Annotated in this window: 20 protein-coding genes and 2 pseudogenes; 17 read left to right on the top strand and 5 right to left on the bottom strand. The window is 38.5% G+C overall.

Annotated features, from left to right (window positions below; translation table 11 throughout):
- Window positions 1-73 precede the first annotated feature (73 nt).
- The 3 genes and pseudogenes from AAGS61_RS04580 to AAGS61_RS04570 all read left to right on the top strand — a co-directional run.
- A pseudogene (locus tag AAGS61_RS04580) lies at window positions 74-568 on the top strand (toprim domain-containing protein); the annotation flags it as partial.
- Between the two features lie 203 nt (window positions 569-771).
- Complete coding sequence (locus AAGS61_RS04575) at window positions 772-2,541, top strand: AAA family ATPase (protein WP_391367954.1); 1,770 nt, start codon at window positions 772-774, stop codon at window positions 2,539-2,541.
- A gap of 24 nt (window positions 2,542-2,565) precedes the next feature.
- Window positions 2,566-3,462, top strand: a complete 897-nt coding sequence (locus AAGS61_RS04570) for an HNH endonuclease (RefSeq protein WP_391367951.1) — start codon at window positions 2,566-2,568, stop codon at window positions 3,460-3,462.
- 231 nt (window positions 3,463-3,693) lie between these two features.
- On the opposite strand, the gene AAGS61_RS04565 is transcribed toward AAGS61_RS04570, so the two are convergent.
- Window positions 3,694-5,880, bottom strand: coding sequence for a DNA topoisomerase III (locus AAGS61_RS04565; protein ID WP_391367949.1), 2,187 nt, complete (start codon window positions 5,878-5,880; stop codon window positions 3,694-3,696).
- Between the two features lie 178 nt (window positions 5,881-6,058).
- Here AAGS61_RS04565 and AAGS61_RS04560 point away from each other — a divergent pair.
- Window positions 6,059-6,337 (top strand): annotated as a pseudogene (locus tag AAGS61_RS04560) (DNA topoisomerase III); the annotation flags it as partial.
- A gap of 69 nt (window positions 6,338-6,406) precedes the next feature.
- Here the strand turns inward: AAGS61_RS04560 and AAGS61_RS04555 are convergent.
- A complete protein-coding gene (locus AAGS61_RS04555; protein ID WP_391367946.1) occupies window positions 6,407-7,351 on the bottom strand; it encodes a GGDEF domain-containing protein in 945 nt (314 codons plus the stop codon).
- Between the two features lie 9 nt (window positions 7,352-7,360).
- Window positions 7,361-8,203, bottom strand: a complete 843-nt coding sequence (locus tag AAGS61_RS04550; RefSeq protein ID WP_391367943.1) for an EAL domain-containing protein — start codon at window positions 8,201-8,203, stop codon at window positions 7,361-7,363.
- Between the two features lie 140 nt (window positions 8,204-8,343).
- On the opposite strand from AAGS61_RS04550, the gene AAGS61_RS04545 reads away from it, so the two are divergent.
- The 4 genes from AAGS61_RS04545 to AAGS61_RS04530 all read left to right on the top strand — a co-directional run bounded on the left by AAGS61_RS04545 (window position 8,344) and on the right by AAGS61_RS04530 (window position 11,723).
- Window positions 8,344-9,090, top strand: coding sequence for a putative metalloprotease CJM1_0395 family protein (locus AAGS61_RS04545; protein WP_391367940.1), 747 nt, complete (start codon window positions 8,344-8,346; stop codon window positions 9,088-9,090).
- Between the two features lie 77 nt (window positions 9,091-9,167).
- Window positions 9,168-9,656, top strand: coding sequence for a Cys-tRNA(Pro) deacylase (gene ybaK, locus AAGS61_RS04540; protein WP_391367937.1), 489 nt, complete (start codon window positions 9,168-9,170; stop codon window positions 9,654-9,656).
- A gap of 69 nt (window positions 9,657-9,725) precedes the next feature.
- Window positions 9,726-10,352, top strand: a complete 627-nt coding sequence (locus AAGS61_RS04535) for a YczE/YyaS/YitT family protein (protein WP_391367935.1) — start codon at window positions 9,726-9,728, stop codon at window positions 10,350-10,352.
- A 180-nt stretch (window positions 10,353-10,532) separates the two neighbouring features.
- Window positions 10,533-11,723, top strand: coding sequence for a glycine C-acetyltransferase (locus AAGS61_RS04530; RefSeq protein WP_391367933.1), 1,191 nt, complete (start codon window positions 10,533-10,535; stop codon window positions 11,721-11,723).
- Between the two features lie 88 nt (window positions 11,724-11,811).
- On the opposite strand, the gene AAGS61_RS04525 is transcribed toward AAGS61_RS04530, so the two are convergent.
- Entirely contained in the window at window positions 11,812-12,990 is a 1,179-nt protein-coding gene (locus AAGS61_RS04525) for a pyridoxal phosphate-dependent aminotransferase (protein ID WP_391367931.1), read from the bottom strand.
- 93 nt (window positions 12,991-13,083) lie between these two features.
- Here AAGS61_RS04525 and AAGS61_RS04520 point away from each other — a divergent pair, with 93 nt between their 5' ends.
- Together AAGS61_RS04520 and AAGS61_RS04515 are read left to right on the top strand one after the other, a co-directional pair.
- On the top strand, window positions 13,084-13,875 hold the full coding sequence (locus AAGS61_RS04520; protein ID WP_391368333.1) for a carbon-nitrogen family hydrolase: 792 nt from the start codon (window positions 13,084-13,086) through the stop codon (window positions 13,873-13,875).
- Window positions 13,876-14,758: 883 nt separating this feature from the next.
- Window positions 14,759-15,331, top strand: a complete 573-nt coding sequence (locus AAGS61_RS04515) for a GGDEF domain-containing protein (protein WP_391367928.1) — start codon at window positions 14,759-14,761, stop codon at window positions 15,329-15,331.
- 12 nt (window positions 15,332-15,343) lie between these two features.
- Here the strand turns inward: AAGS61_RS04515 and AAGS61_RS04510 are convergent, their stop codons facing one another.
- Entirely contained in the window at window positions 15,344-16,459 is a 1,116-nt protein-coding gene (locus AAGS61_RS04510) for a response regulator (protein ID WP_391367925.1), read from the bottom strand.
- A gap of 82 nt (window positions 16,460-16,541) precedes the next feature.
- Here AAGS61_RS04510 and AAGS61_RS04505 point away from each other — a divergent pair, with 82 nt between their 5' ends.
- From AAGS61_RS04505 to AAGS61_RS04475, 7 genes are all read left to right on the top strand, one after another.
- Entirely contained in the window at window positions 16,542-19,565 is a 3,024-nt protein-coding gene (locus tag AAGS61_RS04505) for a hybrid sensor histidine kinase/response regulator (RefSeq protein ID WP_391367923.1), read from the top strand.
- A gap of 661 nt (window positions 19,566-20,226) precedes the next feature.
- Window positions 20,227-21,180 (top strand): L-threonine 3-dehydrogenase, encoded by a 954-nt coding sequence (locus AAGS61_RS04500; protein WP_391367920.1) that lies wholly within the window; start codon window positions 20,227-20,229, stop codon window positions 21,178-21,180.
- A gap of 263 nt (window positions 21,181-21,443) precedes the next feature.
- Entirely contained in the window at window positions 21,444-21,884 is a 441-nt protein-coding gene (locus AAGS61_RS04495) for a LytTR family DNA-binding domain-containing protein (protein WP_391367917.1), read from the top strand.
- Between the two features lie 17 nt (window positions 21,885-21,901).
- The gene (locus AAGS61_RS04490; protein ID WP_391367914.1) at window positions 21,902-22,351 is read left to right on the top strand and encodes a hypothetical protein; all 450 of its coding nucleotides are present in this window, start codon (window positions 21,902-21,904) and stop codon (window positions 22,349-22,351) included.
- A gap of 16 nt (window positions 22,352-22,367) precedes the next feature.
- Complete coding sequence (locus tag AAGS61_RS04485) at window positions 22,368-23,243, top strand: ABC transporter ATP-binding protein (protein ID WP_391367912.1); 876 nt, start codon at window positions 22,368-22,370, stop codon at window positions 23,241-23,243.
- Window positions 23,240-24,049 (top strand): ABC transporter permease subunit, encoded by an 810-nt coding sequence (locus AAGS61_RS04480; RefSeq protein WP_391367909.1) that lies wholly within the window; start codon window positions 23,240-23,242, stop codon window positions 24,047-24,049. The genes AAGS61_RS04485 and AAGS61_RS04480 overlap by 4 nt, the downstream gene beginning before the upstream one ends.
- Before the next feature lie 173 nt (window positions 24,050-24,222).
- Complete coding sequence (locus tag AAGS61_RS04475; RefSeq protein ID WP_391367906.1) at window positions 24,223-25,842, top strand: long-chain fatty acid--CoA ligase; 1,620 nt, start codon at window positions 24,223-24,225, stop codon at window positions 25,840-25,842.
- Window positions 25,843-25,873: the final 31 nt, after the last annotated feature.

The following is a 25,873-nucleotide window of genomic DNA, read 5'->3' as shown; positions in this document are numbered from 1 at the left end:
TCAAAAGTATTGCAGTGCGCTTATTCATATTTCACGCCAGCTAACTATGTTATAGTAGGTATAGCATACATAAAAAGGAAATGTGTTTTTAGAAGGGGACAAATATATTGTCACATGGGCGCTTGGTCATTTAGTGACACTTGCTGACCCAGAAAGCTACGATGTGAAATATAAATCGTGGAATTTAGAAGATTTACCGATGCTGCTAGAACGTTTAAAGCTAACGGTTATCAAGCAATCGGGGAAGCAATTTAATACCGTGAAATCACAATTAAATCGTAGCGATGTGAACGAAATTATTATCACAACCGATGCTGGGCGTGAAGGGGAGTTAGTCGCACGCTGGATTATTGCGAAAGCGAAAGTGAATAAGCCGATTCAACGACTATGGATTTCGTCTGTCACAGATAAAGCCATTAAAGAAGGATTCGCCAATTTAAAATCGGGGAAAGCATATGAAAATCTATATCATGCAGCGGTCGCGCGTTCAGAGGCGGATTGGTATATTGGACTCAATGCGACACGTGCACTTACAACGCGTTTTAATGCACAACTGAATTGTGGACGTTGTAACTTGTATCCTGTCAATAGTATGGGCGGAATTTGTTAATCTAGATTTTATCTAGGTTGTATGAATTTCGCCCATTTTTGTTTGGGTATAATTCCAGTTTTTTTGTAAAATCAGCGTTTTTTAAAGTATATACATTTAAAATGTAATATCCAAAAAAAATAAAACTAGTATATAATTTCAATTTAGAGAGGGTGAGTTGAATGGAATTAATCTATTTATGGTCAAAGGAATATAAAAATTTAAAGGATATTGGCTATAATTTTTCCCCAAACTTTGATGTCAACTTCCATGATGATGGGGAGAATAAATATTTAAGTATAAAAAAATTAAACCATGAATTTCATATTTTTGAGGAAAACGAAAAAATAAAAAATGTTACTGCAATTATAGGAAAGAATGGATCAGGCAAAACAAATATATTAAATTTATTAGGAGTTAGAAGGGATGAGCGAGTTAGAATAAATCAACAAAAAGATGTTGATTATTTTTTAATTTATCATTATCAAAATGATTTATTTGTTGTTGAAGGTAATGATTTCTCGTATATTAAACCATTATTAAGAGATGTTGAAAAATTAGGTTTTGTATCAGATACATATAGCATTATATTTAAATATGAAAATCTGCAATTCTATTGTTTAAGTTTTTTACAACATAATGAGGAAATTCATAATAGCAATATACTTTTTAGTTATAGAAGTGATTTTAACAGAGAAATAGCCGCTGGAAGTAGTTCTTTTGAATTGGATTCGGAGTACACAGTATTTTTTAATAGATGTTATTTAACTCCACAATATACGGGACATCTGGCTAAATATAAGATGTTAATTGATTTTAATAATAATGTTAAAAATAAAGAAGATTTAAATTTTAATATATTTAAATTTGTCAATCAAAAAAATCATCTAATTATTCAGCTGGATATACAATTTGATTCTAAGTTTAAACTAGATTTGAAAAAAAATTTTAATAGCGGGTTGAGGATTATTGGGAAGGAAAATGAAAGTCCTTTTAAGCCCAAAGAACATTATATAAATAAGCTTGTATATTCAATTTGTCAAAGTGTATCAAGTTGGGTATTTGATGATCCTAATGAAATTAAGAATTTAGAGCACAAATTTAATATAGTAGAAGAATCTTATACAGAATATTGCTTGAAAATCATCTCAATACTGCTAGAGTATAAAAAACAAAAAGACCCTTATTTTAATGATAAAGAAGTAATGTTATGTTTTAGAAAATATATCAAAATAATAAAGGAATTTGAAGAATCATATTTTTCCGAAGATAAAATATTAATACCGACTTACACTCAAGCTGATAAAAATGTAATTGAACTTTTACATTTGTTAAATTTAATATCTAAGCTGGATGGGTATATTCAATCTTTTGTTAAAGTTTTTTCAATTTCATACAGTTCTCTTAGTTCTGGAGAAGAAGCATTGATTTCTTTATTTAGTGCATTACACCATGGATTAACACAAAATATATTAAGCCAACCTAAACATGTAATTTTATTGTTAGATGAACCTGATAATTTTATGCACCCAGAATGGAGTAGAATTCTTTTAAACGAACTTATAAAATTTTTAAATACAATTGACACTGAATATCAATCATTTCAAATAATTTTATCAACGCATTCACCATTTATAATTTCAGATTTACCTGCTGAAAATGTAATTGCTCTTGAAAAAGAAGAAATATCAGGGGATTGTTATATCGCACAACTTGGAAAAACATTTGCAAATAATATTCATAGTTTACTTTCCGAAGAATTTTTCATATCAAGTACGCTTGGTGAGTATGCAAAAAATAAAATTAATGAAGTAATTGAATTAATAATAAGTCCTAAAGAGTTAACAAAAGATGAAGAAGCAAAAATTGAGTATTTTATTAGTATAATAGGAGAACCTTTAATAAAAAATAAATTGCGTAGCATTATGAATCAGCGTTCAAACAAAAAATAAATACTTACTATAAGGGAGAATATAATGATTGCTATTAAAAGTGGAAATTTGAAATATTTATCTAAAATGCATTTTGAAGCAATTAAGATTCATTTAAATCATCCCCGCTTAAAATTTAAATTTGAAGATATAAATAATTGGTTTTTAAACAATGGAAAAGGTCGTACTTTTGAAGAAGTTATTTTGGCAGATTTCGCACAATTAAAATTAATAAAAGAAGAATATACTAATACTCAACCTTCAAAAATTACTAATTATATTAAAGACGTACTCTTTGAAAGGTATTTTTCTCAATCTACAGTGGGGTTAAAAGGTACTAAATACAATGCTAGTAAACTCATTGAAGGGCTAGATATTATTGTGTGTCCTTATTGTAATAGAAATTTTATAAATAACATTAAATACAAAAACGGTCAGGCTAGAAGAACTAGTCACATAGATCATTTTTTTAGTAAAGATAAATATCCGTTTTTATCAATGTCTTTTTATAACTTAATTCCTTGTTGTCCAAGTTGTAATCACGTTAAAAGTAATAAAATTATTGGATATTCACCCTATGACAATACCATAGATAGCAATTTAAATTATAAATTTGACTATCTGATTAATTCAATAGATTTTCTTACCAATCTATCTGCTTTTGAAATAAGACTTATATCCGAAAACAGTGAATTTGAAAACAACATAGAAGTATTAGGGCTTCGTGAATTGTATGGGTGTCACAAAGACATAGTTCAAGAAATATTAAAAAAGAAAACAATATATACAGCGACAAAAATTGAAGAATTATATAGAGATTTCAACAGATTATTTAGCAATAAAGAAGAAATGATTAATACCATATTTGGGTATTATTTAAATGAGGATAATTTTCATAAAAGACCCTTATCCAAATTAGCCACGGATATTTATAATAACTAATTTTGTGTAGTATTATATAAATTTATATATCGTTTTGATAGCTAAAAATTTACGAATAAAAATAATACATAAGATTGCATAAATGTAGAATGTTTCTGAGAAGTTTAATAGAAAATAATTGAACAAAAAAATGCTAATGTAGTATTAGATTAGGGAGGGAAATTAAATTTTTATGCACGTAAAAAAGCTGAGTCTAGTAGCTCTGTTACGTGCATATGATTTTATTTAATTTTAATCAAACTTCATATCCTTCAACAAATCCGCAAACGCATTATTAATCGGCTCAGCTTCTTTTTGTTGTTCTTTCATGAATTTCTGTACACTCCGCTTATCAACCTTACCGCCGCCTTCCTTTTTACGACGAGCTTCAAAAGCAGATAATTTCTCACGATAGCCACATTTACATACGAAAATTTGTCCATCGCCTTCACCACGTAGTTCTAGCTTTTTCTTACATTGAGGACAGCGTGCGTTTGTAACACGTGCAACGTTTTTACGGTGTCCACATTCACGATCTTGGCATACAAGCATTTTGCCTTTTTTACCGTTTACCTCAAGCATTGGTTTACCACAATCAGGACAAGACTTCGTTGAAATATTATCGTGTTTGAATTTCTTATCACTATTTTTAATATCAGCAACAATCTCTTTTGTATGCTGCTTCATTTCATTAATGAATGTTTCTTTTTTCAGTTTGCCTTTAGCAATTAACTCTAATTTTTGTTCCCACTCAGCTGTTGTAGTAGGGGATTTTAATTCATTTGGTACTAAATCTAAAAGCTGACGTCCTTTAGAAGTAATATGAATGTCTTTTCCACGTTTTTCGATTAGGAATGAATTAAATAGCTTCTCGATGATGTCTGCACGTGTTGCAACCGTGCCAAGTCCACCAGTCGATTTTAACGTATCTGCAAGTTGCTTGTTTTGTGTATCCATATACTTCGTAGGATTTTCCATAGCCGATAGTAGGGTAGCCTCTGTGAAACGTGCAGGTGGTTTGGTTTGACCTGATGTTTGAACGATTAAGTTTGTTTTTAATACTTGCCCTTTTTCAAGGCGAGGTAATAATTGTTCCTTCACGTCTTCGTTTGATTCTTCATCGTCAAAACGATTCGAATAAACTTCTTTCCAACCAGCATGTAAGACAGTTTTACCACGAGCAACAAATTTTTCATTGCCGATTTGAGCTTGTACTGTTAATTGCTCAAATTCATGTGCTGGGAATAATACCGCTAAGAAGCGCTTCACAACTAAATCATAAATTTTACGCTCTTTATCAGTAAATGCAGAGAAGTTCACATATTCCTCTGTAGGAATAATCGCATGGTGATCTGATACCTTGCTGTCATCTACAAATGATTTATTCGCTTTAATTGGCTTTGTAAGTACCTTATTCGCTAACGAACGATATTCGCCCACACCACACGCTTTTAAACGCTCTGGAAGGGTGCCAACGATGTCTGAAGATAAATATCTCGAATCTGTACGAGGATATGTCAGCACTTTATGTGATTCATACAGTTTTTGCATGATATTTAACGTTTCCTTTGCTGAATAGCCGAACATTTTATTCGCATCGCGTTGTAATTCTGTTAAGTCATATAAACCTGGAGCATAGGATTTCTTTGGTTTACGCTCAATATCAATAACCTTTGCATCTTTTTTTCCTAAAGAATTGACAATCGCATCGATTTTTTCTTTATTGAAACTACGAGAATTCCCATTTGCATCTTGCCATGTTAATTTCAGCTCTTTTGTTTGAGCTTCAATTCCATAATATGTTTGTGGTTTGAAATGTTTAATTTCATCTTCACGTGCTGCGACCATTGCTACTACGGGAGTTTGCACTCGACCTGTATTTAATTGGGCATTATATTTTGTGGATAGTGCGCGACTCGAATTTAAACCTAAGTACCAGTCTGCTTCGCTACGTGCAACAGCTGCATGATACAGATTATCGTAATTTTTACCAGGTTTTAAATTTGCAAAACCTTCTTTGATGGCTTTATCCGTAACAGATGAAATCCATAAACGTTTAATTGGTTTATTTACTTTCGCACGATCGATAATCCAACGAGCTACTAATTCACCTTCACGACCAGCATCCGTTGCAATGATAATTTCATTCACATCGTTGCGTGTTAACTGCGACTTTACAGCATTATATTGTTTACTCGTTTGCTTGATTGTAGTTAACTTCAAACGCTCTGGCAGCATTGGTAAATCTTCTAGATTCCACTTCTTATATTTCTCGTCATAACTCTCTGGATCAGCTAAAGTTACTAAGTGACCTAAAGCCCAAGTAACAATATATTTATCTCCTTCAAGGTAACCGTTTCCTTTTTTATGACATTTCAGCACATTCGCGATATCGCGTGCTACTGAAGGTTTTTCTGCTAATACTAAACTTTTAGCCATACATAACATCCTTTCGTACTTCCTTGTGTTTAATATAGCACATGCTTTTTACTTATACTTATTTTAAACAGATTGGAATAATAATTGGTTTTGTATTTTGGATATTATACAATAATTATGAAAAAACTTTATTAATTGATGCTGGTTTCTCATATGATTTAGGTATATCTTCCAATAACGCGAATGTGGACACCGTAAAAATGTTTCACGTGTGACAAATGCGCGCTGTCCGCAATGTAAGAAAAAGCTGGAGTTACGCGGGGAAGGCGAAGGGCAAATTTTTGTGTGTAAATGTGGGTACCGCGAAAAATTATCTGCATTTGAAGCACGCCGTAAAAAAGAAGGCGGCGGCAAAGTGGATAAGCGCAGTGTCCAAAAATATTTGAAGCAGCAAAATCAAGAAGAGCCTGTCAACAATGCCCTCGCTGAAGCGTTAAAGGGACTGAAATTTGACTAAGAAGTGTTAATAAATAAGCGAAAAGGATGCGCATTCAATGTGAGATGCGCATCCTTTTTTAGGTGTATGCTAGCTATAAATGGGTTCATTAATCAAGTAGCAACTACCTTTTATTTTTTTGCAATGTTTTTTTACGAGCGCAGCGGTTGTCGCAAGCTGCTCGATGGAATCGTATTGTTTGTACTCATTGGTCACAACCGCAACGGACAATGAAGAGACAGTAAACGGTTCGAGCTCCCCGTTTCGTCCAGGGACAAGCAAGTTTTGATGGAGATGAAAATCATCATAAAATTTACGAATGTTCTGATCAAATGCTTCAATAATACGGCTACAAAGTGGTCCTACATCGTAATGCGGGACAATCGCGACAAAATCATCCCCACCGATATGCCCTAAAAACATATTCGGCATATTGATGAAGTGCTTTAAAATATCCGTTAAATAAAGGAGCATTTTATCGCCTTTTTTAAACCCATATAAATCATTGTATTTTTTGAAGTGATCTAAATCGAAATAAATTAAACTGTAATTGGGTAGATCGAGCAACTCTTGCATTTTTTGTTCGATGACATGATTGCCTGGTAAGTGGCTGAGCGGATTCATAAAGCTGGCGATTCTCACTTGTGTTTCCGCTAACTTTAACAGTAATGCGCGAATACTCACGACGCCCTTAAAACATTGTTCTTTTGTCACAATAATATCGTCGTATAAGTCTGGCTCTTCTCGTTTCATCGCCAGTTGGCTGATGTCCGTAATCGGCATCGCATAATCCACAATAAGCGGGGAAGATTTATATAATAAGCGACATTCTCGCCCCATATATAAGTTATAGCCATATTTCGTACCAATTTTTTCGTAAAAATGTGTGCGCGAAATGTGCCCAATCGGTTTTTCTTCACGAAGCACAACAATCCCTCGTAATGTAGGATCTTCAACGAATAATTGATCTACCTTTTTACTTTTTGTATACTCATCGATGCAAGGAACAGTCTGTATGATATTTTCAATGCTCATATCCTTCTCCTATACATGTACTTTGTGTAATTGTTCAGCGGGTTTACCAATTGCGTACCCTTGTGCATAATGCACACCTACTGTTTGTAAGTAGTGAAGCTCCTCCACCCGTTCAACTCCTTCTGCAATGACTTTTGTATCGACTTGCTTGGCATAATTCAATAAGATTTCAAGCAAATGTTGTTGTGGTTGTTGCTGATCAATATATTGAATGAGCGAACGGTCAATTTTAATAAATTCTGGCTTTAAATAAATGAGTGTTTTTAAACTGTTGTAACCTGAACCGACATCATCAATGGCAATGCGATATCCTTGCTGCCGATAATGATGGAGTACCCGTGAAAATTCTTGGAAGTCTGTCACAGCGCTACGTTCTGTCAACTCAAACACAACTTGCTCTGGTGATAAGCCGAATTGCTTTAACAGTTGTCTCGTTTCACCGCTATGATAGTTGGCATCCAACAATACATGGGGATGGATATTTAAAAATAACACTGGTTGTTGCTGTTTAAAATGCTGCGGCGCTCGTTCATGAAAACGTTGCAATGACAAGTTGCGACATAAACATTCAAAGGCAAATACATTGTTCGACTCTCCGATAAATTCGTAAAATGCATCCGTTGTTGCAAAGGATGTTTGGAGAGCAGGTCGATTGAGTGCCTCGAACCCAAATGTTTTGCCTTCTTGTACGTCTAAAATTGGTTGGAAGTACGTATTGAGTGCTTTATGTTCTAAAATGGTTTGTAATGCATTTACTTGTTGTGTATATGTAAAGTAATTTTTACGGCGTTCGAGAATATATTTTCTGTAGGATAAAAAATTATCTTTTTTCGGTACTTTTGTAGATTTCATTGGTACACCTCATCATCGGTCTTTCGTTTTATTTTAACGATGAAATATTGAGTTTTTGTGAAAATTTAGTAAAATATTTTTTAATAATTTAATTTATTGAATCGATACGACTCAATTGATAAAGGAATGGGGGGAGAAATATGAAGATTGCTCAATTAATGACGGGAACGAGTTTTGATTTAGAACAGCGTAAGCGGGCCATACAGCGGCGTGAAATGGGCGATGCCTACAAAAAGAATGCCCAATATCAGTCGCCTAAAAATGAGATGCTTGAAGTATTAGAAAACTTACTTTCTGGTAAAACAGAAAAAGAATTGCATGCAGCTGATCAAGCGGCGAGGGAGTTTGAAGCATCTGCAAGTAACGAGCAAAAGCTTGAACGGACGGAAACAGAAGGTATGGCACATCAGTCAATGGATCATCGTGTAACGGGACCGATAACGTACACAGATGGGTCAGAGTACAAGCCATATATCGATGGTGGCGAAGTTCCAATTAGTATGCAAGAGGAAACGCTAACCATTTTAGAGAAGGTAAGAGCGGCAGCACTAGCACCAGCTGAACCATCTCCACAAGATTTGCGTGTAGCGGCAAGTGCCACAGCGCAAATCGAGCAAACACGTGCAGCGATTGCTCGTCCATTCGACGAAGAGGAAACGGAACCTTTTGCAGATGTGGATACAAGCGTCGAAATACCAGCGCGCTTTATGCATCCTTTCGACGAGCGAGATGCGTCGCAAGGCACACTATTAACGGGTCGCGAGCTCGACAGCTTGTTATACAACCGGACTTTTAAAAAGGCCAGTATGAATTATTCAAACCATATCGCGATGGTAAAAAACGGCTATCGTTCTTTAAATGAGCCGACATTCTCCCAAACAGCATAAGCTATGTTTTTCAAAGCATAGAGGCATCTATGCTTTTTTGTTTTGCGATATAATAATAGGAGAAAGAGGGGATATGTGTGGCAAAAAAGGTGACGAAAACAAATGCAGTACGTTTCATCGAACAACAAAAAATTCCACATGAATTATTAGAATATACAGCAGAAGATGGGCAAGCAGTGGATGGCGTCACAGTGGCGACTAAAATTGGGCAACCAATTGACCATGTGTTTAAAACATTAATCGCTACAGCAGGAGGCAATCGGTACTATGTGTTTGTTGTACCTGTTGCGGCTGAACTGAACTTAAAGCAGGCAGCTAAAGTAGCAGGTGAGAAAAAGATTGAGATGCTGGCAGTAAAAGATTTACTTGGTTTAACAGGCTATGTGCGGGGCGGTTGTTCACCAGTGGGCATGAAGAGATTATTCCCGACATTTATTGATGCATCTGCCGAACAGCTGGCGTTTATGATTGTCAGCGCAGGAAAAATCGGTATGCAAATGAAGCTCGCTCCTGCTGATTTAGCACGTGTGACAAAAGCAACATTTGCGCACGTTGTAGAGCAGTAAGCAGTCAAAACCCAGAGCTATCCGGTCAAAACCACCGTGCAATATCCATTTATAGAAAGCAGGTACATCATGTCAAAACAATTTAAGTGGCGATGGGGCTTTTTCTTTACGGGTCTCATTGTCATGTCACTAGGGATTACGCTAACGATTAAAGGAAGTAGCATCGGCACGAGCCCTTGGGACGTATTACATATTGGTTTATTTAAGCAAATCGGTCTCACGATTGGTTCATGGTCGATTTTAACAGGGTTATTTATCGTAGTATGTACATCGATTTATTTAAAAGCATGGCCTAAAATGGCAACGTGGCTCAATATGTTGCTAATCGGTTCTTTTATTGATGTGTTTAACTGGTTGCTACCAGAAGCAAATCTGTTTGTGTTTCAATTCATTTATTTTATAGCAGGTTTTTTTGTGTTAAGCATTGGTTGTGGATTATATATTTCCGCTGAGCTTGGAGCCGGACCACGTGATACTGTCATGATGATTTTAGTGGAGAATTTCGGTGTTTCAGTCCGTGTGGGACGCATGGTGATGGAAGTACTCGCAGCATCTGTAGGGTGGCTACTGGGCGGTCCTGTAGGAGCAGGGACGGTTATTTTAGCGTTAGGAACGGGGTATATTATTCAGCCGAGTCTTCATTATTTCAGAAAAAGATTGCACCATATACTTGACGAAGTAGCTGTGGATAAGTAGTTATCCACAGCTCTTTTTTGAATGAAATCGGATTCACATACTACTTATGCACAAATTTTCTGAATAATCAACAGGAGAATGTGAGTAAATATAAGAAATGTGTATAACTTTGCATCTCATCCACAATATTGGGAGTATGCTAAAATGTTAATCATCTGAAAAGGGAAAGGGTGGGGAGCTTTGTCAAACGTGTTACAACAATTTTTAGAGGAAAACTTGGAGGCGCTACGTGAGCAAGGGTTGTACAATGAAATTGATCCCGTAGAAGGTGCGAACGGTCCAGTCATTCAAGTGCGCGGTAAAAGCTTAATTAACTTATCGTCCAACAATTATCTCGGTCTTGCAACAAATGAACACTTAAAACAAATTGCACAGCGCACAATTGAACAATACGGGGTTGGGGCAGGGGCTGTTCGGACGATTAACGGCACGCTCGATTTACACGTGAAATTAGAAGAGACACTCGCGAAATTCAAAGGAACAGAAGCAGCAATCAGCTATCAATCTGGGTTTAACTGTAATATGGCGGCGATTTCGGCTGTTATAGATAAACATGACGCCATTCTTTCCGACCAATTAAACCATGCTTCGATTATTGACGGCTGTCGCTTGTCGAAAGCAAAAATTATTGCCTACAATCATTCGGATATGGATGACCTGCGTGCCAAAGCAAAAGAGGCAAAGGCATCCGGTCTTTACAAGAAAATCATGATTATCACAGATGGTGTATTTTCGATGGACGGCGATCTAGCTAAACTACCGGAAATCGTAGACATCGCAAAAGAATTTGATTGCATCACATACGTCGATGATGCACATGGTTCAGGTGTAACGGGGAAGGGAGCTGGAACGGTCAAGCATTTCGGTCTGCAGCAGGACATCGATTTCCAAATTGGTACATTATCAAAGGCCATTGGTGTTGTGGGGGGATATGTAGCGGGGAAGAAAAACTTGATTGATTGGTTAAAGGTGCGTTCCCGTCCGTTTTTATTTTCCACAGCGTTACCACCAGGGGATGTGGCAGCGATTACGCGTGCGGTAGAAATGTTAATGGAATCGACAGCGCTACACGATCAGCTATGGGAAAACGGTGATTATTTAAAGAAAGGTTTACAGCAGCTTGGCTTTAATATCGGGCATTCTGAAACACCGATTACCCCTTGTATCATCGGTGACGAGAAACTAACACAAACTTTTTCAAAGCGCTTATTTGAAGAAGGCGTCTATGCGAAATCAATCGTATTTCCAACCGTCCCAAAAGGAACAGGGCGTGTCCGCAATATGCCAATCGCTACCCATACAAAAGGAATGCTAGATGATGCGCTAGCGATTTATGAAAAAGTCGGTCGTGAGCTAGGAGTCATTGGGTAAAGAAAGAAACCGTTTCTCTGCTGAGGAACGGTTTTCGCAAGTAAATTATTGAATTAGGCAAGTAAACCTAGGAATTCAGAAAAATCCACTAGTGAGCAGGAATTTTAAACAACCCTAATTTTTCCACGCGGACAATCGCTTCTTTCATTCGTTCTTCCGAAACGAGTAGACCGACACGTACATAGCCTTCACCGTATTCCCCAAAGCCGTTACCGGATGCGACCGCAACATCGGCTTGGTCGAGCAATAAATCGGTAAATTGTTGGCTAGTGAATCCTTCTGGTACCGGTAGCCATGCAAAGAATGAACCTTTTGGTGCCGTTACGTCCCAGCCGATGCGGCGCGCTTCTTCGATTAATACGTTGCGACGGCTTTCGTATGTAGCCCGTAATGCCTCCACACAGTCTTGCTCTGCTAATAGTGCTTCTGCTGCTGCATGTTGTACGGCAGGGAAGAGGCTACAAAATAGGTGATCTTGAATGATATTAATGGCTTCAATCATTTTCGCATTTCCTACGGCAAAACCAACGCGCCATCCTGCCATATTATAAGATTTTGATAATGTATAAAGCTCGATGCCTACTTCTTTGGCACCTGCTGCTTGTAAAAAGCTTGCCGGCTTCACGCCATCAAAACCGATTGCTCCGTAAGCAAAATCATGTGCCACCATCACGTTGTTTTCGCGAGCGAATGCGACTGTTTTTTCGAAAAATGCCTGGTCTGCCACCCCGCCTGTCGGGTTGTTTGGGTAATTAATATACATTAATTTCGCGCGGCTTTTCACTTCATCTGACAGTGCATTATAATCCGGTAAGAAATCATTTGCAGCCGTGAGTGGCATCGTATCAAACTGCACATCCGCTAATGCCACCCCAGATAAGTAATCTGGATACCCTGGGTCGGGTAGTAACATATAGTCGCCCGAGTTTAACATCGCGAGTGGGAGTTCCACGAGTCCAATTTTCGTCCCACCTAAAATGGCTACCTCTGTATTGGGGTCAATCTTGACACCGTATTCTCGCCCGTAAAAGTCAGCTGCTGCTTGACGTAGCTCAGGTATGCCGCGGAACGGGGAATACTTATGTGTGAGTGGGTTTTCAGCCGATTGTTGCAATGCTTCAATAATATGTAGCGGCGTTGGCTGGTCTGGATTCCCTTGTCCTAAGTTAATAATGTCTCGTCCGTCTGCGATTGCTTGGGCTACTCTACTCGCAAGTGCAGCAAAAAATTGCGGGGGTAGCTGTTGTAGTTTCTTTGAAAATTCCATCTATAAATCACCTGTTTTTTCAGAATATAATAAAAATTATACAAATCATGTTATGATATTTATGAGAAAAAGTCTATAGGCGGTGTAGGAATGATGAAAATCGGATGTATTCAATTAAATGTAGCATTTGGCAAAGTAGAGGAGAATTATGCGCGGGCCGAGCAGTTTATTCGCGAAGCAGCGAGCAAAGGTGCTGAAGTCATCGTGTTACCTGAAATGTGGAATACAGGCTATGCACTTGAAAAATTAGCGGACCTAGCAGATGTGAACGGAGAACGGACAAAAGCCTTTTTAACGAGCTTAGCGAAAGAGCTTCGTGTACATATTGTCGGTGGCTCTGTTTCTGTAAAATGCGACAACAAGTTTTACAATACGATGTATACGGTCAATCAAGACGGTGAGCTTGTAGGCGAGTATTCTAAGGCCCATTTATTCCGTTTAATGGATGAGCATTTATATTTGGAAGCAGGTTCAGACATGAATCGCTTTGCACTCGGTGACCTGGAAGCAGCAGGTGTCATCTGTTACGATATTCGCTTCCCAGAGTGGCTACGTAGTCATGCATTAGCGGGCGCAAAAGTATTATTTGTACCAGCACAATGGCCAACACCACGTATCGATCATTGGAAAACCTTACTGCAAGCACGTGCCATTGAAAATCAGTGCTTTGTCATTGCAGTGAACCGTATTGCCAATAAGGTAGAAAACTTTAATGGGCAGTCCATGGTCATTCAGCCGTGGGGAGAAGTGCTCTGGACAGGGGCAGCCGATGAAGAATTAGCGATCATCGATGTCGATTTCTCCATCGTCGATGAAGTACGTGGACGCATCCCTGTCTATGATGATCGCCGTCCAGAATTATATGAAACAGTTGTAAAAGGATAAAAGACAAGGGTGTGTTCTGAAAGTTTTCACTTTCGGGACACGCTCTTTTACTTTATAAGGCTCATCACCGTAACTTAGAGTTGATTTCCGTTCCAGCTGGGCGCTTTCCGGGGGGCGTCCGATGAGCCGCTTCCCTCGCTACGCTCAGTCCAGGGTCTCATCTAGGACGCTAATCCCCCAGGAGTCGCCCAGCCTCCACTTCAATCAACAAACGCTTTATTCCATAAATTAGAAATTAATAAAAAGTACAAAAATAGTAAAAAGTGTTAAATAAAATAAGCATTGTAACCTTTACACTTCACCACAGCACGTTTCCGTTGTGAACTAAAGCTTGGTTTCTATGACAATAGTATGCTACGGCAAAAATGAATACTTCTCTATATTCTAGGAAATTATTTTTCTTAGTAGAAGCAATTATTTTCTTTCAGTTTAAACATATTACGCATAAACTACCTCAGTATGGTCGTTTTCCATCATAATCTGTGTTCGACTTATAGCAAAATTATTTTTATAGCAAACAATTTATGTAAAAGTAGGTAGCACACGGAACGGAGAGCGGTGACTCCAGCGAGGGGAAGTGAGCAAAGGCTAAAGTCGCCACGTCCTGTGGCAACGCCTTTGTGAGCAACATCATGTTGCCCCGAGCTGAAGGCCCCGCAGGAAATTTATTTGCGACGAAAGCGCAGCGACAGGAGCACTGAGGGACGAACGACGAGGAGACTGAAGCCATGCCCGCGGAAAGCATCCGCTCGGAGTAGAGTGTGCCATGTATATAAGGTAACCGCGACTTTTGGTTATTAACCCTTTATAAGGAAATTTTTAAGTGGAATTTAAGCAGAATCGGCTATTATAAAATATAAGAATGATAGAAAGGTGCGTGCATATGTTTCCAAATAAGATACAAAGTACAAAGGCGATAAATGCTAGACATCAAGGACAAAACGAACAGATTGCCCCATTAGACAATAAATCGTACCGTGATGACATCACAGGGGTTTATACGATTGATAAAATGCAGCAAACATTACAGAAAAAAATGACAGAGCCACAGTCCACGTTTAGTGTCATTTGTTTAAATATCGATTTGTTTACAGAAATGAATGAAACATATGGTTGCCAGGTTGGAAATGCAGTACTAAAGGAGAGTGCACGTAGACTGGTCACTGTAACGAAAAATGAACAATGTGTTTTTCGGAAATATGCAGATGAGTTTATGCTGCTCATTGATCGGCCGGCACATGTAAATGGCTTAATGACGAGCCTTCATCGTGTATTTCTAACGCCATTCTGCATCGATGGGCAGTCAATTCGGCTGTCGCTTAGTATCGGTGTCGCACATTATCCCAATCAAGGGCTGACAGAAGAGATGTTGATGTATGTCGCACATGTTGCGATGTGTCGCAATAAACAGATGAAACTAACAGATAAAAATACAGACGGTTTGCCACAAATATAAAAAGAGCTCGTATTAACGAGCTACCTTAATGGATTCATACAAGTTGGTTAGTTCTTCAGAAGGTTTGAGGTCGAGCTCTTTTTCGAGCGTCTCCTTATACGTATTGTATAGTTTGACAGCTTCCACACGTTGACCGAGTTCAATATAGAGCTGCATGTAAGTAAGGACAGTAACATCATCATACGGTTCAAATTGTAGCTTCCGTTCCATATAAACGAGTGCTTTCTCCTTGTCATGCACAATACAGTAGTCGATCGCTTTGTTTAATAGATGTAGCATGTCATTCATCCATTGTTGTGTGAAGTGCCCTGCCCATTCAAAGTGATCCACTTCAAATAAATGCCCTTTATAAAGCGCTAGACATTCATCGACGATGTGTAGGTTATCGGCATGGATAGTGTCGACTGAAGATAGCAAGTTCCCTAGTACTGAGAAATCGGAGACGAGATGTTCTAGTGTAAATACATAGCTTTTATTGACGAGCGAAATGCACTCTGTAAAGCCAACCCCTGCCAAAAACTTGCGTAAGTGTGATAAACAAGTGTGCAAATTGATTTTTGATTTTTTATAGTCTTGTTCAGGCCATAATGTTTCAATTAAAATATCACGCTGCACGGGTGTATTTTGATGCATTATAAAGTAAGCAAAGAGCTCTTTTACTTTGGCAGTTTTAAAGGCAATGAGCTCATCGTTTGAAAATACTTGAAATTCATGTAAACATTCAATCTTCAAGTGTGTCGTTTGCGTTTGTTCTATTAGTTGCTCTGGCACAATGGTTTTCAGCCGAGCAATGTTTTTTTTCAGCCGCGTTGTCGTCACGGGCTTTAGCAAGTAATCAATGGAATTGACCTCAAATGCTTGAACGGCATATTCTGCATGTGCTGTGACAAATACAATATGGATGTGCGGATATGCGGTTTGAATCATTTCTGCTAAATCAATACCATTAATTTTGCCCATCTCGATATCTAAAAAAGCAACGTTCACAGGTAAATCCTTCAATACTTCCAATGAAAATTGCGTATTTAAAAATGCCTGTTGAACTGTCACTTCAGGGAAGTCAGCTAGTTTATGCTGCAGAAGTGCTAAGGCAAGTTGTTCATCATCTACCAAAATAGCAGAAATCATAATAGTCACCACCAAAACTTAAATACTACTGTTATTATACATAATAGAAAGAATTTTTCGAAAGGGCGAATAGGGCTACGAAATGAAACGATCTAGTATCATACTATTTTCATTCATATTAATTGTTATAACGATGTTCATTTATATTGATAGCCGATTTTTATCGAAAAATAGTATCAATATTATTCAAGACGGTCAAGTGGATATTACGAATTCGATACTGGCAGGGAAGACGACCAATTTAGATGGCTATTGGCGTTTTTATCCGAATGAATTATTAACCCCGAATGAATTACATAATCATTTTACGACGATGTATGTGCCAAGTAATTGGACGAATGTAGAAGAGCGAAATGGTACTAGTGCTGGAACATATCATCTGACCGTAAGCGTTCCTAAGGATGGCGTTTATGGTTTGCGCTTTCACTACATACGTCATGCGAGTAAAGTATTTATCAATGGAAAAGAAGTGGGGGGGGTAGGAAACCCGACATTTGACCCGAATGAATTTGAGTTTTATGAGAAAAAATTTAGTGTATTTGGTGAAAGTAACGATGGAAAGCTAGATATTGTCATTCAAGTGGCTCATAATTTCTTTATGAATCCTGGGATTGTCAAATCGGTAACGATCGGAACGGATGAAGCAATTGAAAATTTTATACAGCGCTCACAACTGATAGAGAGTGCGATTGTAACTACTTATATTGTCATTAGTTTTATTTTTCTATTTATTATGTTGCAACGCGGTCGTTGGACAAATGAAATGTATTTTGCCCTGTATTGTCTTGCAATCGGCTTCTATAGTTCGACACAAAACGAACGGTTATTATTGGTGTATGTACCGGATTTACCATTAAATGCACTTTGGTTTTGCCAATTCTCATCGCTTTATTTAGCAACCAGCTTTTTATTGTTATTTGTGTCTAAAATATTTCCGCAATATGCTAGAACATCATTTGTTTATGCCCTGTTTTCATTTATGCTGACGGTTCTTATGACGCTGATGCTTCCGACAAAGCTACGTGATGTTTTGTTTGCCCTATTGCCAGAAGTGGTGACACAATTATTGTTAGTTATCGGAGTAGCTTTAGGGTTTGGCTATACGCTTTATTTATTAGTACGGGTGGCACAAAAGGAGAAAGCGGAAGCAAGTTATTTATTGCTCGTGTTTATTTCATGTGTTTGTTATTTTAGTACAATCGTCATTGAATTTTTCTTTGAGGTCGATATGGGTAGCTGGTCGCTCATTACACTGCTCATCACGAATATCGTACTTACACTGTTTGTGAGCTATCGCTATGAAAAAGGGTATCGCAAAGCACAGCGACTCACACGAGAGTTATTCGTACAAAACGAATTAAAAGATGAATTGCTTGTAAAAGTAACGTCTGAAATGCATGAGCCATTCACACAAATTTATGCAAAATCCAAGGAGTTACTAGAAGGACAGGCAGGCCCATTAAAAGTGGAGCAGCAACAGCTTGCCTTCTCCATTCATACGACAATTAATAAGATAAGCCATATGTTTCAAACGATTTATGAGGCAGCTCAAAAGGATAATATCCGTTTTTCAGTAAAGCCTGTAGCACTTCGAAGTTTTACGGAATTAATCGACGAGCTGACCTTTTTAGTGAAAAATTCGGATGAGGTCGTCATTCGAAATGAAATCCCAAGCAGTGTCCCATCTGTATGGGCAGATGATAAGCGTTTAAGGCAAGTATTATTAAACGTCATACATAACGCGATTCATTATACAGAGCGAGGGACCATTACAATACGTGCCTATGAAAAGCATGGACAAATCGCGATTGAAGTAGCAGATACGGGCATTGGAATGGAGGAAAAGCATTTAGTAAAGATTTTTGATACATTCTATCAAGTAGAGCCCAATCACATGAAGCAAGGGATGGGGCTCGGATTAAGCATTGTTAAACAATATATGCAGCTAATGGACGGTCATGTTGAGATTTCATCGCAATTGGGTGTAGGGACAACGGTCACACTTTTACTACGGAAAGCAGGAGACGCATCCAATACGCTATTCGTACCACCCCCATCGTTAGGTGAGCAACACTATATGACGTATCCACTGTATGTGGAAGGGGAACGAGCAGAGACGATTATGGTCATTGATCAAGATACAGAGCAATTATTTAACGTGATGAAGATGCTCTCCCGTCACGGTTATAATGTATATGCATACAATAACGGTGAGGATACGCTAAGTGTTTTATTGAACAATCGTGTAGATTTAGTCATTGCTGATGTCAATATGCCCGATAAGTTTGTGTTAACAGTGACGAAAAAAGTGCGCGAACTGTACAATTCAGTAGAGTTACCGATTATTTTGCTCTCACAAAATGATCGAATTGGCCATATGACACAATTATTTGAGGAAGGGATTAACGCCATTATTCGTAAATCCGTTGTTCAAAAAGAGTTACTTTCCCATGTTTCGTCATTACTGAATATGCGGGAAGCCGTAAAGCGCTCCATTCAGCAAGAATTAAATCATTATCATGCACAAATTACACCACATTTCTTATACAATACATTGAACTCTATTATAGGGTTGAGCTATGTTAATCCAGAAAAAATGCGTGAAGCGTTGGAGTATTTAGCGATTTATTTTCGTGCGAAACTGGATTATCAAAAGCAACAGAGCATTGTACCGATTGAAGAAGAGCTGGAGTTAATTGAAGCCTATTTAGCGATTGAACAGATTCGTTTTGAGCATTTGCGTGTCGTAATGGACATTGATGAAACGGTATCATTTAAAATTCCCGTAATGACATTGCAGCCATTAGTTGAAAATGCGATTCATCACGGATTGAAAAATAAACATGAAAATGCGGAACTGAAAATTTCACTTCAACGAGATGGAGATTTAGTGAAAATTATCATTGCGGATAATGGAGCAGGCATGTCCATTGAAAAGCAAGCACAACTAGTGAACGGACAGAGTCAACGCCTCGGCTTGTTAAATCCCTTTGAAAAGCTAAAATTATTACAACAGTCTACCTTCCAGCTTGAGAGTATAGAAGATATAGGCACAACAATAACGATCACATTAAAATTGCAAGAAAAAATAATCCATTCCTCGTGAATGGATTATTTTTTTGCAAATAGGAAAGTATACGCTTAATGGAAATCCGCAAAGAAGTGTCTTAAAAGAAGCTATTTTAAAGTTCTTTCTCGTTATGAGTAAAAACGCATCCTAAAAACACCAATTAAACAATAAAAGGTATGTACCATAGCCTCCGCGCTTTGCCACAGCCTACACAGGAGCTAAAACAGGCGGGGCCTGTTTGGATCTCCTGTTACGGCTCCTGTGGCTATGGCGCGCTACGGCAAAGGTGAGTGCTTCTTAATATTCTAAACAAGTATTTCCCTTCACTAAAAGGAATCATTTTCTTTCCGTTTGTACGTATAACTCGCCTAGCTACTATTACCGCCAATGAGGGTCTTTTATTATTTTTAAGCCACCAATTACTTTATGGAATAATAGTTGCTTGTAGCGGAGGCACGAGACTCCTACGGGAAAAGCGAGACAATCAAGACCCCGCAGGAGCGAAGCATGAGCGACGAGGAGGCTTGATCTCGCCCGTGGAAAGCGAGTGCTGGAGCGGAAAGCAACGGTTACTCAAATGGTAATAATGTTTGTGAATTTGCTCATTATGAATTCTTTTTTAGACTTATACGATAAATGAAGCGTGGAGTATTTTTGACGTGTAAAAATGTTTTGCATCAGAGGAGGGAACAAACAGATGAAAAGAATGATTGTAACAGGTGCTCTCGGTCAAATTGGGTCAGAATTAGTCGTGAAGTTACGTGAGATTTACGGAGTGGACGCTGTACTGGCAACAGATATCCGTAACACGACCGATAGTATAGAACCATTTGAAGTATTGGATGTTATGGATGATAAGTGTATGCATAAGCTGGCAAAAGAATTCCGTGCAGATACGATGATTCATATGGCAGCTTTACTTTCTGCGACGGCTGAGAAAAATCCGTTACTTGCATGGAACTTAAATATGGGGGGCTTAGTAAATGCGTTAGAAGTAGCCCGCGAGTTAAACATGCAGTTCTTTACGCCAAGCTCCATTGGCGCATTTGGTCCAACTACGCAAAAGAACAATACACCACAAAATACATTGCAACGTCCGACAACGATGTATGGTATCAACAAAGTGGCTGGTGAGTTATTGTGTGACTATTACCATCAGAAATACAACCTTGATACACGCGGTGTCCGTTTTCCTGGGCTCATTTCTTACGTGACGCCTCCTGGGGGTGGCACGACGGATTATGCGGTAGAAATTTATTATAAAGCCATTGAAGAAGGGCAGTATCAATCGTATATTGCGCAAGGGACGTATATGGATATGATGTATATGCCCGATGCACTACAGGCCATTATCGATTTAATGGAAGCAGACGGTAGTAAGCTTGTGCATCGCAATGCGTTCAATATTTCAGCGATGAGCGTTGAGCCAAGTGAGCTCGCAGCAGAAATTCAAAAGCACATCCCTCATTTTACATTGAGCTACAAGGTAGATCCAGTACGTCAAGCGATTGCCGATAGCTGGCCTAATACCATTGACTCCACCGCAGCCCGCGAAGAATGGGGCTTTACAACCCAATACGACTTAGCCAAAATGACGATTGATATGCTCGAAAAATTAAAAATCAAACAACAGAAAAAAGCCATTTCATAACAAGAACGGTAGCAAGTGCGCTACCGTTTTTTTCTGTTAGAAACACTTTCATAGAAAGAAAGGATTGCTTTGAAAAGAGTAAAAAGTACTTGCTTTTACCGTAGCGGAAATCAACACATGCTATTCTATATATCCATAAGCAAACTCACGAAAAAGACGAATGCAACTTAACCACCCCTATGATGCAGCTTAGACCTTATGATATTGTGAGAACGATTTCCTTAATTTACACTGTACTTAAATAACTGACAGGAGGTGTTGACATGAAGGTAACTATTGACATTGTTTCGGAAGGGGAAAATGAAATAATTATAAAATGTCAACAGCTTGATGAAGAAATTGAAGCGTTGCTACAACTTATTGAAGAATCTGTAAATAAGCTAATAGTAAATAGAGAAGGAGAAATGATTTTTCTGCAGCCAAATGAAATATTTTTTGTTGAGGCTGTGGATAACAAAATATTTGTGTATACAGAAGATGCTGTATGTCAGTCACAGGAATCTCTCTACAATTTGGAGACGATGTATTCGCATATGGGCTTAGTGCGCATTGGGAAATCGCAGTTAGTCAATCTGCATCATATCAAAAAATTGAAGAGTATTATGAATAGCCGCATAGAAATTACGCTAGAAAGTGGCGACCGTCTAGTTGTATCTAGGCATTATGCACGTGCATTTAAAAGTCGTCTCGGTCTGGAGCATTAAAAGAGGAGGAATAGCAGATGAACAATAAAAAATGGCAAGATTTTTATCTCTTCATGTTTGATATTAAAACAACGGTAGGCATTTACTTTTTAGCGTTTGTTTTTTTCTATCTCGTATTTGGCGTCTTAGAACCTGAAAACGCCACAACACTAGACTTTTGGACAGCGATGCAAATTTTTACGGCCTGTTGGTTAATTGGAATGGGTGAGGGATTATTACTGTATAAGAAAGACGTATCTTTTTCACGAATTTTGTTATGGAGTGTTTGGGCATTTTTTATCATGGTCGGTTTTTCAGAAGGTTTTGGCTGGTTTAGTCATTATACGGAATGGTATCGATATATTTTTTATAGCATGATCACCATTTCATTTTTCTTCTACTGGCTTGCATTAGATTGGCGTTTGCAAAAAGAGACGAAAGATTTAAATGATGCACTCGTTAAATATAAAGAAATCATGAAGAAATAACGAAGGGGGATTGTGTATGGATGCGATTCAAATCCGTCAGTTAAAAAAGTGTTATGGGAAAAATCAGGCAGTTGAAGATGTGACGTTTTCTGTACAGGAGGGGGAGATTTTCGGGTTTGTGGGACCAAATGGCGCGGGTAAATCGACGACAATCCGCATGCTATTAAATTTTATCTTTCCAACTGGGGGCCATGCGACGATTAGAGGGAAGGATATTGTAAAGGAAAGTAACGAGATTAAAAGATTCACAGGCTATGTACCAAGCGATGTACGGTTTTACGGAAATATGACCGTTCAGGATTTAATCAAGGTAAGCAATGGTTTTTACGATCAAGCGTATATGGAAGAAACAGCGAGACTTTGTGAGCTGTTTGACTTAGATCAAACGAAAAAATTTGATGAGCTTTCAACGGGCAATAAGAAAAAAGTGGCGATTGTCTGTGCGCTGGCTGTAAAACCAAGCATATTAATTTTAGATGAGCCAACGAATGGGCTTGATCCAATTATTCAAAAACGGTTATTTGTAGAACTAAAACAGCAAGCCGAAAAGGGCGTTGCCATCTTACTTTCCAGTCATAATCTGAGTGATGTGCAAGAATATTGTGACCGGGTTGGTTTTATTAAACAAGGAAAAATTGTTGCTATCACCGATTTAAAAGAAATGGGTCATCCAAGAAAAATCATTACCACTTGGGGCGGCAAAGAAATGCTAGATCAAGATATGAGGCTGATCGAGCAGAAGGACGAGAAACGAGTGTACCGCTATGAAGGGGAGAATCATTTAGTACTGCTTTCATTATTACAACAAGTAGCATGCGATGATTTTACAATTGAACATGAAAGTTTAGAAGACCGCTTTATGCATCTGTATGAAAAGGAGGCAGGGCAATGAAGGTATTTCAATTAGAATTAAGAAACACATGGAAGAGTACGTTCATATGGACGGCTGTCCTCAGTAGCATTATATTTTTGCTGCTTGCCTTTTTCCCTTCGATGCAAACAGAGTCGATGAAGGAACTGGCAGGGGCGAAAATGGAAGGCTTAGACCCGAAATTACTAGAGGCGTTTGGGTTGGCGGAACTCACAGACTTTACAATCATCACGAACTACTTTGGTTACGTGCTACAATATTTAGCGTTAGCGATCATGGTGTATGTCTGCCAATCCGCAGTCCTGTTTTTAGTGAAAGAAGAAACGGATGGGACGATTGAATTTTTATATAGTAAGCCGATTTCCCGAAGCGCAATATTTACACAAAAGGCACTGGCTCATATCGTTTCTTACGTAGCTATGCTCATCGTTCTTTGGCTCATAACGGTCATTGGTTATCTGTCTTTTAGCGACTATGATTATGTCGAAAGTATCAAGGAAGTAGGGGCTTTTTATAGTGCCATCCTATATGTGGGTCTTGTATTTATGGCGGTCGGCTTCCTATTATCCGTATGTTTAAAAAATAGTAAAGGTGCGACGGGCGTAGTGATAGCCATCGTGTTCGGCTCGTTTATTTTAGGCATCATAAGTACAGTCGTGGAGGCTTTAAGTTTCTTATATTATGTATCGCCTATGGACTGGATTAAAACACAAAAGCTCATGACAGATGGCATCCTTTTAGAAGAATGGGTGATTGGTCTAGTGCTCATTGTTTTTTGTCTCACAGCGGCAAAAGAAATGTATAAAAGAAAGGATTTACGTTTGTAACATTGAATCCTTCAGTTTACAGTCGGAAAAAACGGTAGCAAACGCGCTACCGTTTTCTATTTTATCTAAGAGCTATTTTTTGCTAGAAATAGAAGATTATTTACTTATCCGAGTATAATGTATTAAAATTAAGGTGTTGGGAAAAATTTCATGTACAGAAGGGGAAGATGGTTATGATGCAAACACCGCTGTTATTAGTGGACATGTTCAAACGTGCAGAAACATACTATGCGCATAAACAAATTATTTCACGAACAAGCGATACAATGGTTCATCGTCTGACGTATGGAGAATGGGCAAAACGTACGCGTAAATTAGCCCATGCACTTACAAAGCTGGGGATGAAAAAAGGGGATAAAATCGCTTCGTTTGCATGGAATCAACATCGCCATTTAGAAGCATATTTCGCTGTACCATGTGCAGGGGCATGCTTACATATGGTAAACATCCGTTTATCACCGGAGCATGTCTCATTCATTATTAATCATGCAGAAGATAAAATATTAATCATTGATGAAGATTTAGTACCAATCATTGAATCGATACAAGATGAGCTAAAAACGGTCGAGCATTTTATTATTATGGCAGATGGGGAACTGCCACAAACGACGTTACCGAACGCTTTTAGCTATGAACAGTTACTGGTGGAAGCGGATGAGACATTTGAGTTCCCGACGGACTTAGATGAAAATACGCCAGCTGGTATGTGCTATACAAGTGCCACGACAGGCAATCCAAAAGGGGTTGTGTATACACAACGCTCAATAGTGCTTCATTCGATGATGCTATCGATGGCCGATTCGATGGCTATTTCAGAGCGTGATGTCATCATGCCGATTGTGCCAATGTTTCACGTAAATGCGTGGGGGATGCCATTTGCGAGTGTGAATGTGGGGGCAACACAAGTTTTAATTGGTCCACAATTTACCCCTGCATTAATTGTAGACTTTATCGAACAAGAGGGTGTCACAAAAACAGCGGGTGTCCCAACGATTTGGCTTGGCGCAGAGCAGGAGCTCGAGAAGAAACCACGCGATTTAAGCTCACTCCATACTATTTTTGCTGGTGGTTCTGCTTCACCAAAAGGGTTAATCCGTCATTTTGAAGAGAAATACGGTGTGAATTATGTTGTTGTATACGGGATGACCGAAACATCCCCAATCGTGGCACTATCAAACTATTTAAGCAAAATGGATGATTGGGCTATTGAAGATAAAATCGAAGCGCGCGCAACACAAGGCTTAACGATGCCATGTATCGAATCAAGTATTGTTAATGAAGACGGGGAGGTACCGTGGGACGGTGAGACAATGGGCGAATTACGCCTACGTGGACCATGGATTGCCAGCGAATACTTCCGTGACGAACGTACAACGGATGCGATGAAGGACGGCTGGCTGTACACAGGTGATATTGCCGTTCGTTCGAAAGAGGGCTTCATTAAAATTACAGATCGTACGAAGGATTTGATCAAATCTGGTGGGGAGTGGATTTCGTCCGTCGATTTAGAGAACGGGTTAATGTCGCACCCAGAAGTATTTGAAGCAGCCGTGATTGCTATCCCACATCCGAAATGGCAGGAGCGCCCACTTGCTTGTGTTGTAGTGAAGGAAGGGGCTACCGTGACAAAAGAGGAATTAATGACGTATTTAGAAGGGCAGTTTGCAAAATGGTGGATGCCAGATGATATTGTCTTCTTAGAGGAGATTCCAAAAACATCTGTCGGAAAATTCCTAAAAGCGAAACTGCGCGAAAATATTCAAGAAATTTATCCGCAGCTACAACTCGGATAATCACCAATTAACTGGGCAAAACCAACCGCCA

It is taken from the genome of Lysinibacillus sp. KU-BSD001, assembly GCF_042920265.1.
GTDB lineage: Bacteria > Bacillota > Bacilli > Bacillales_A > Planococcaceae > Lysinibacillus_B.
Note: the sequence above shows the minus strand (reverse complement) of the source record. Positions and strands in the feature narration are given on the sequence as shown.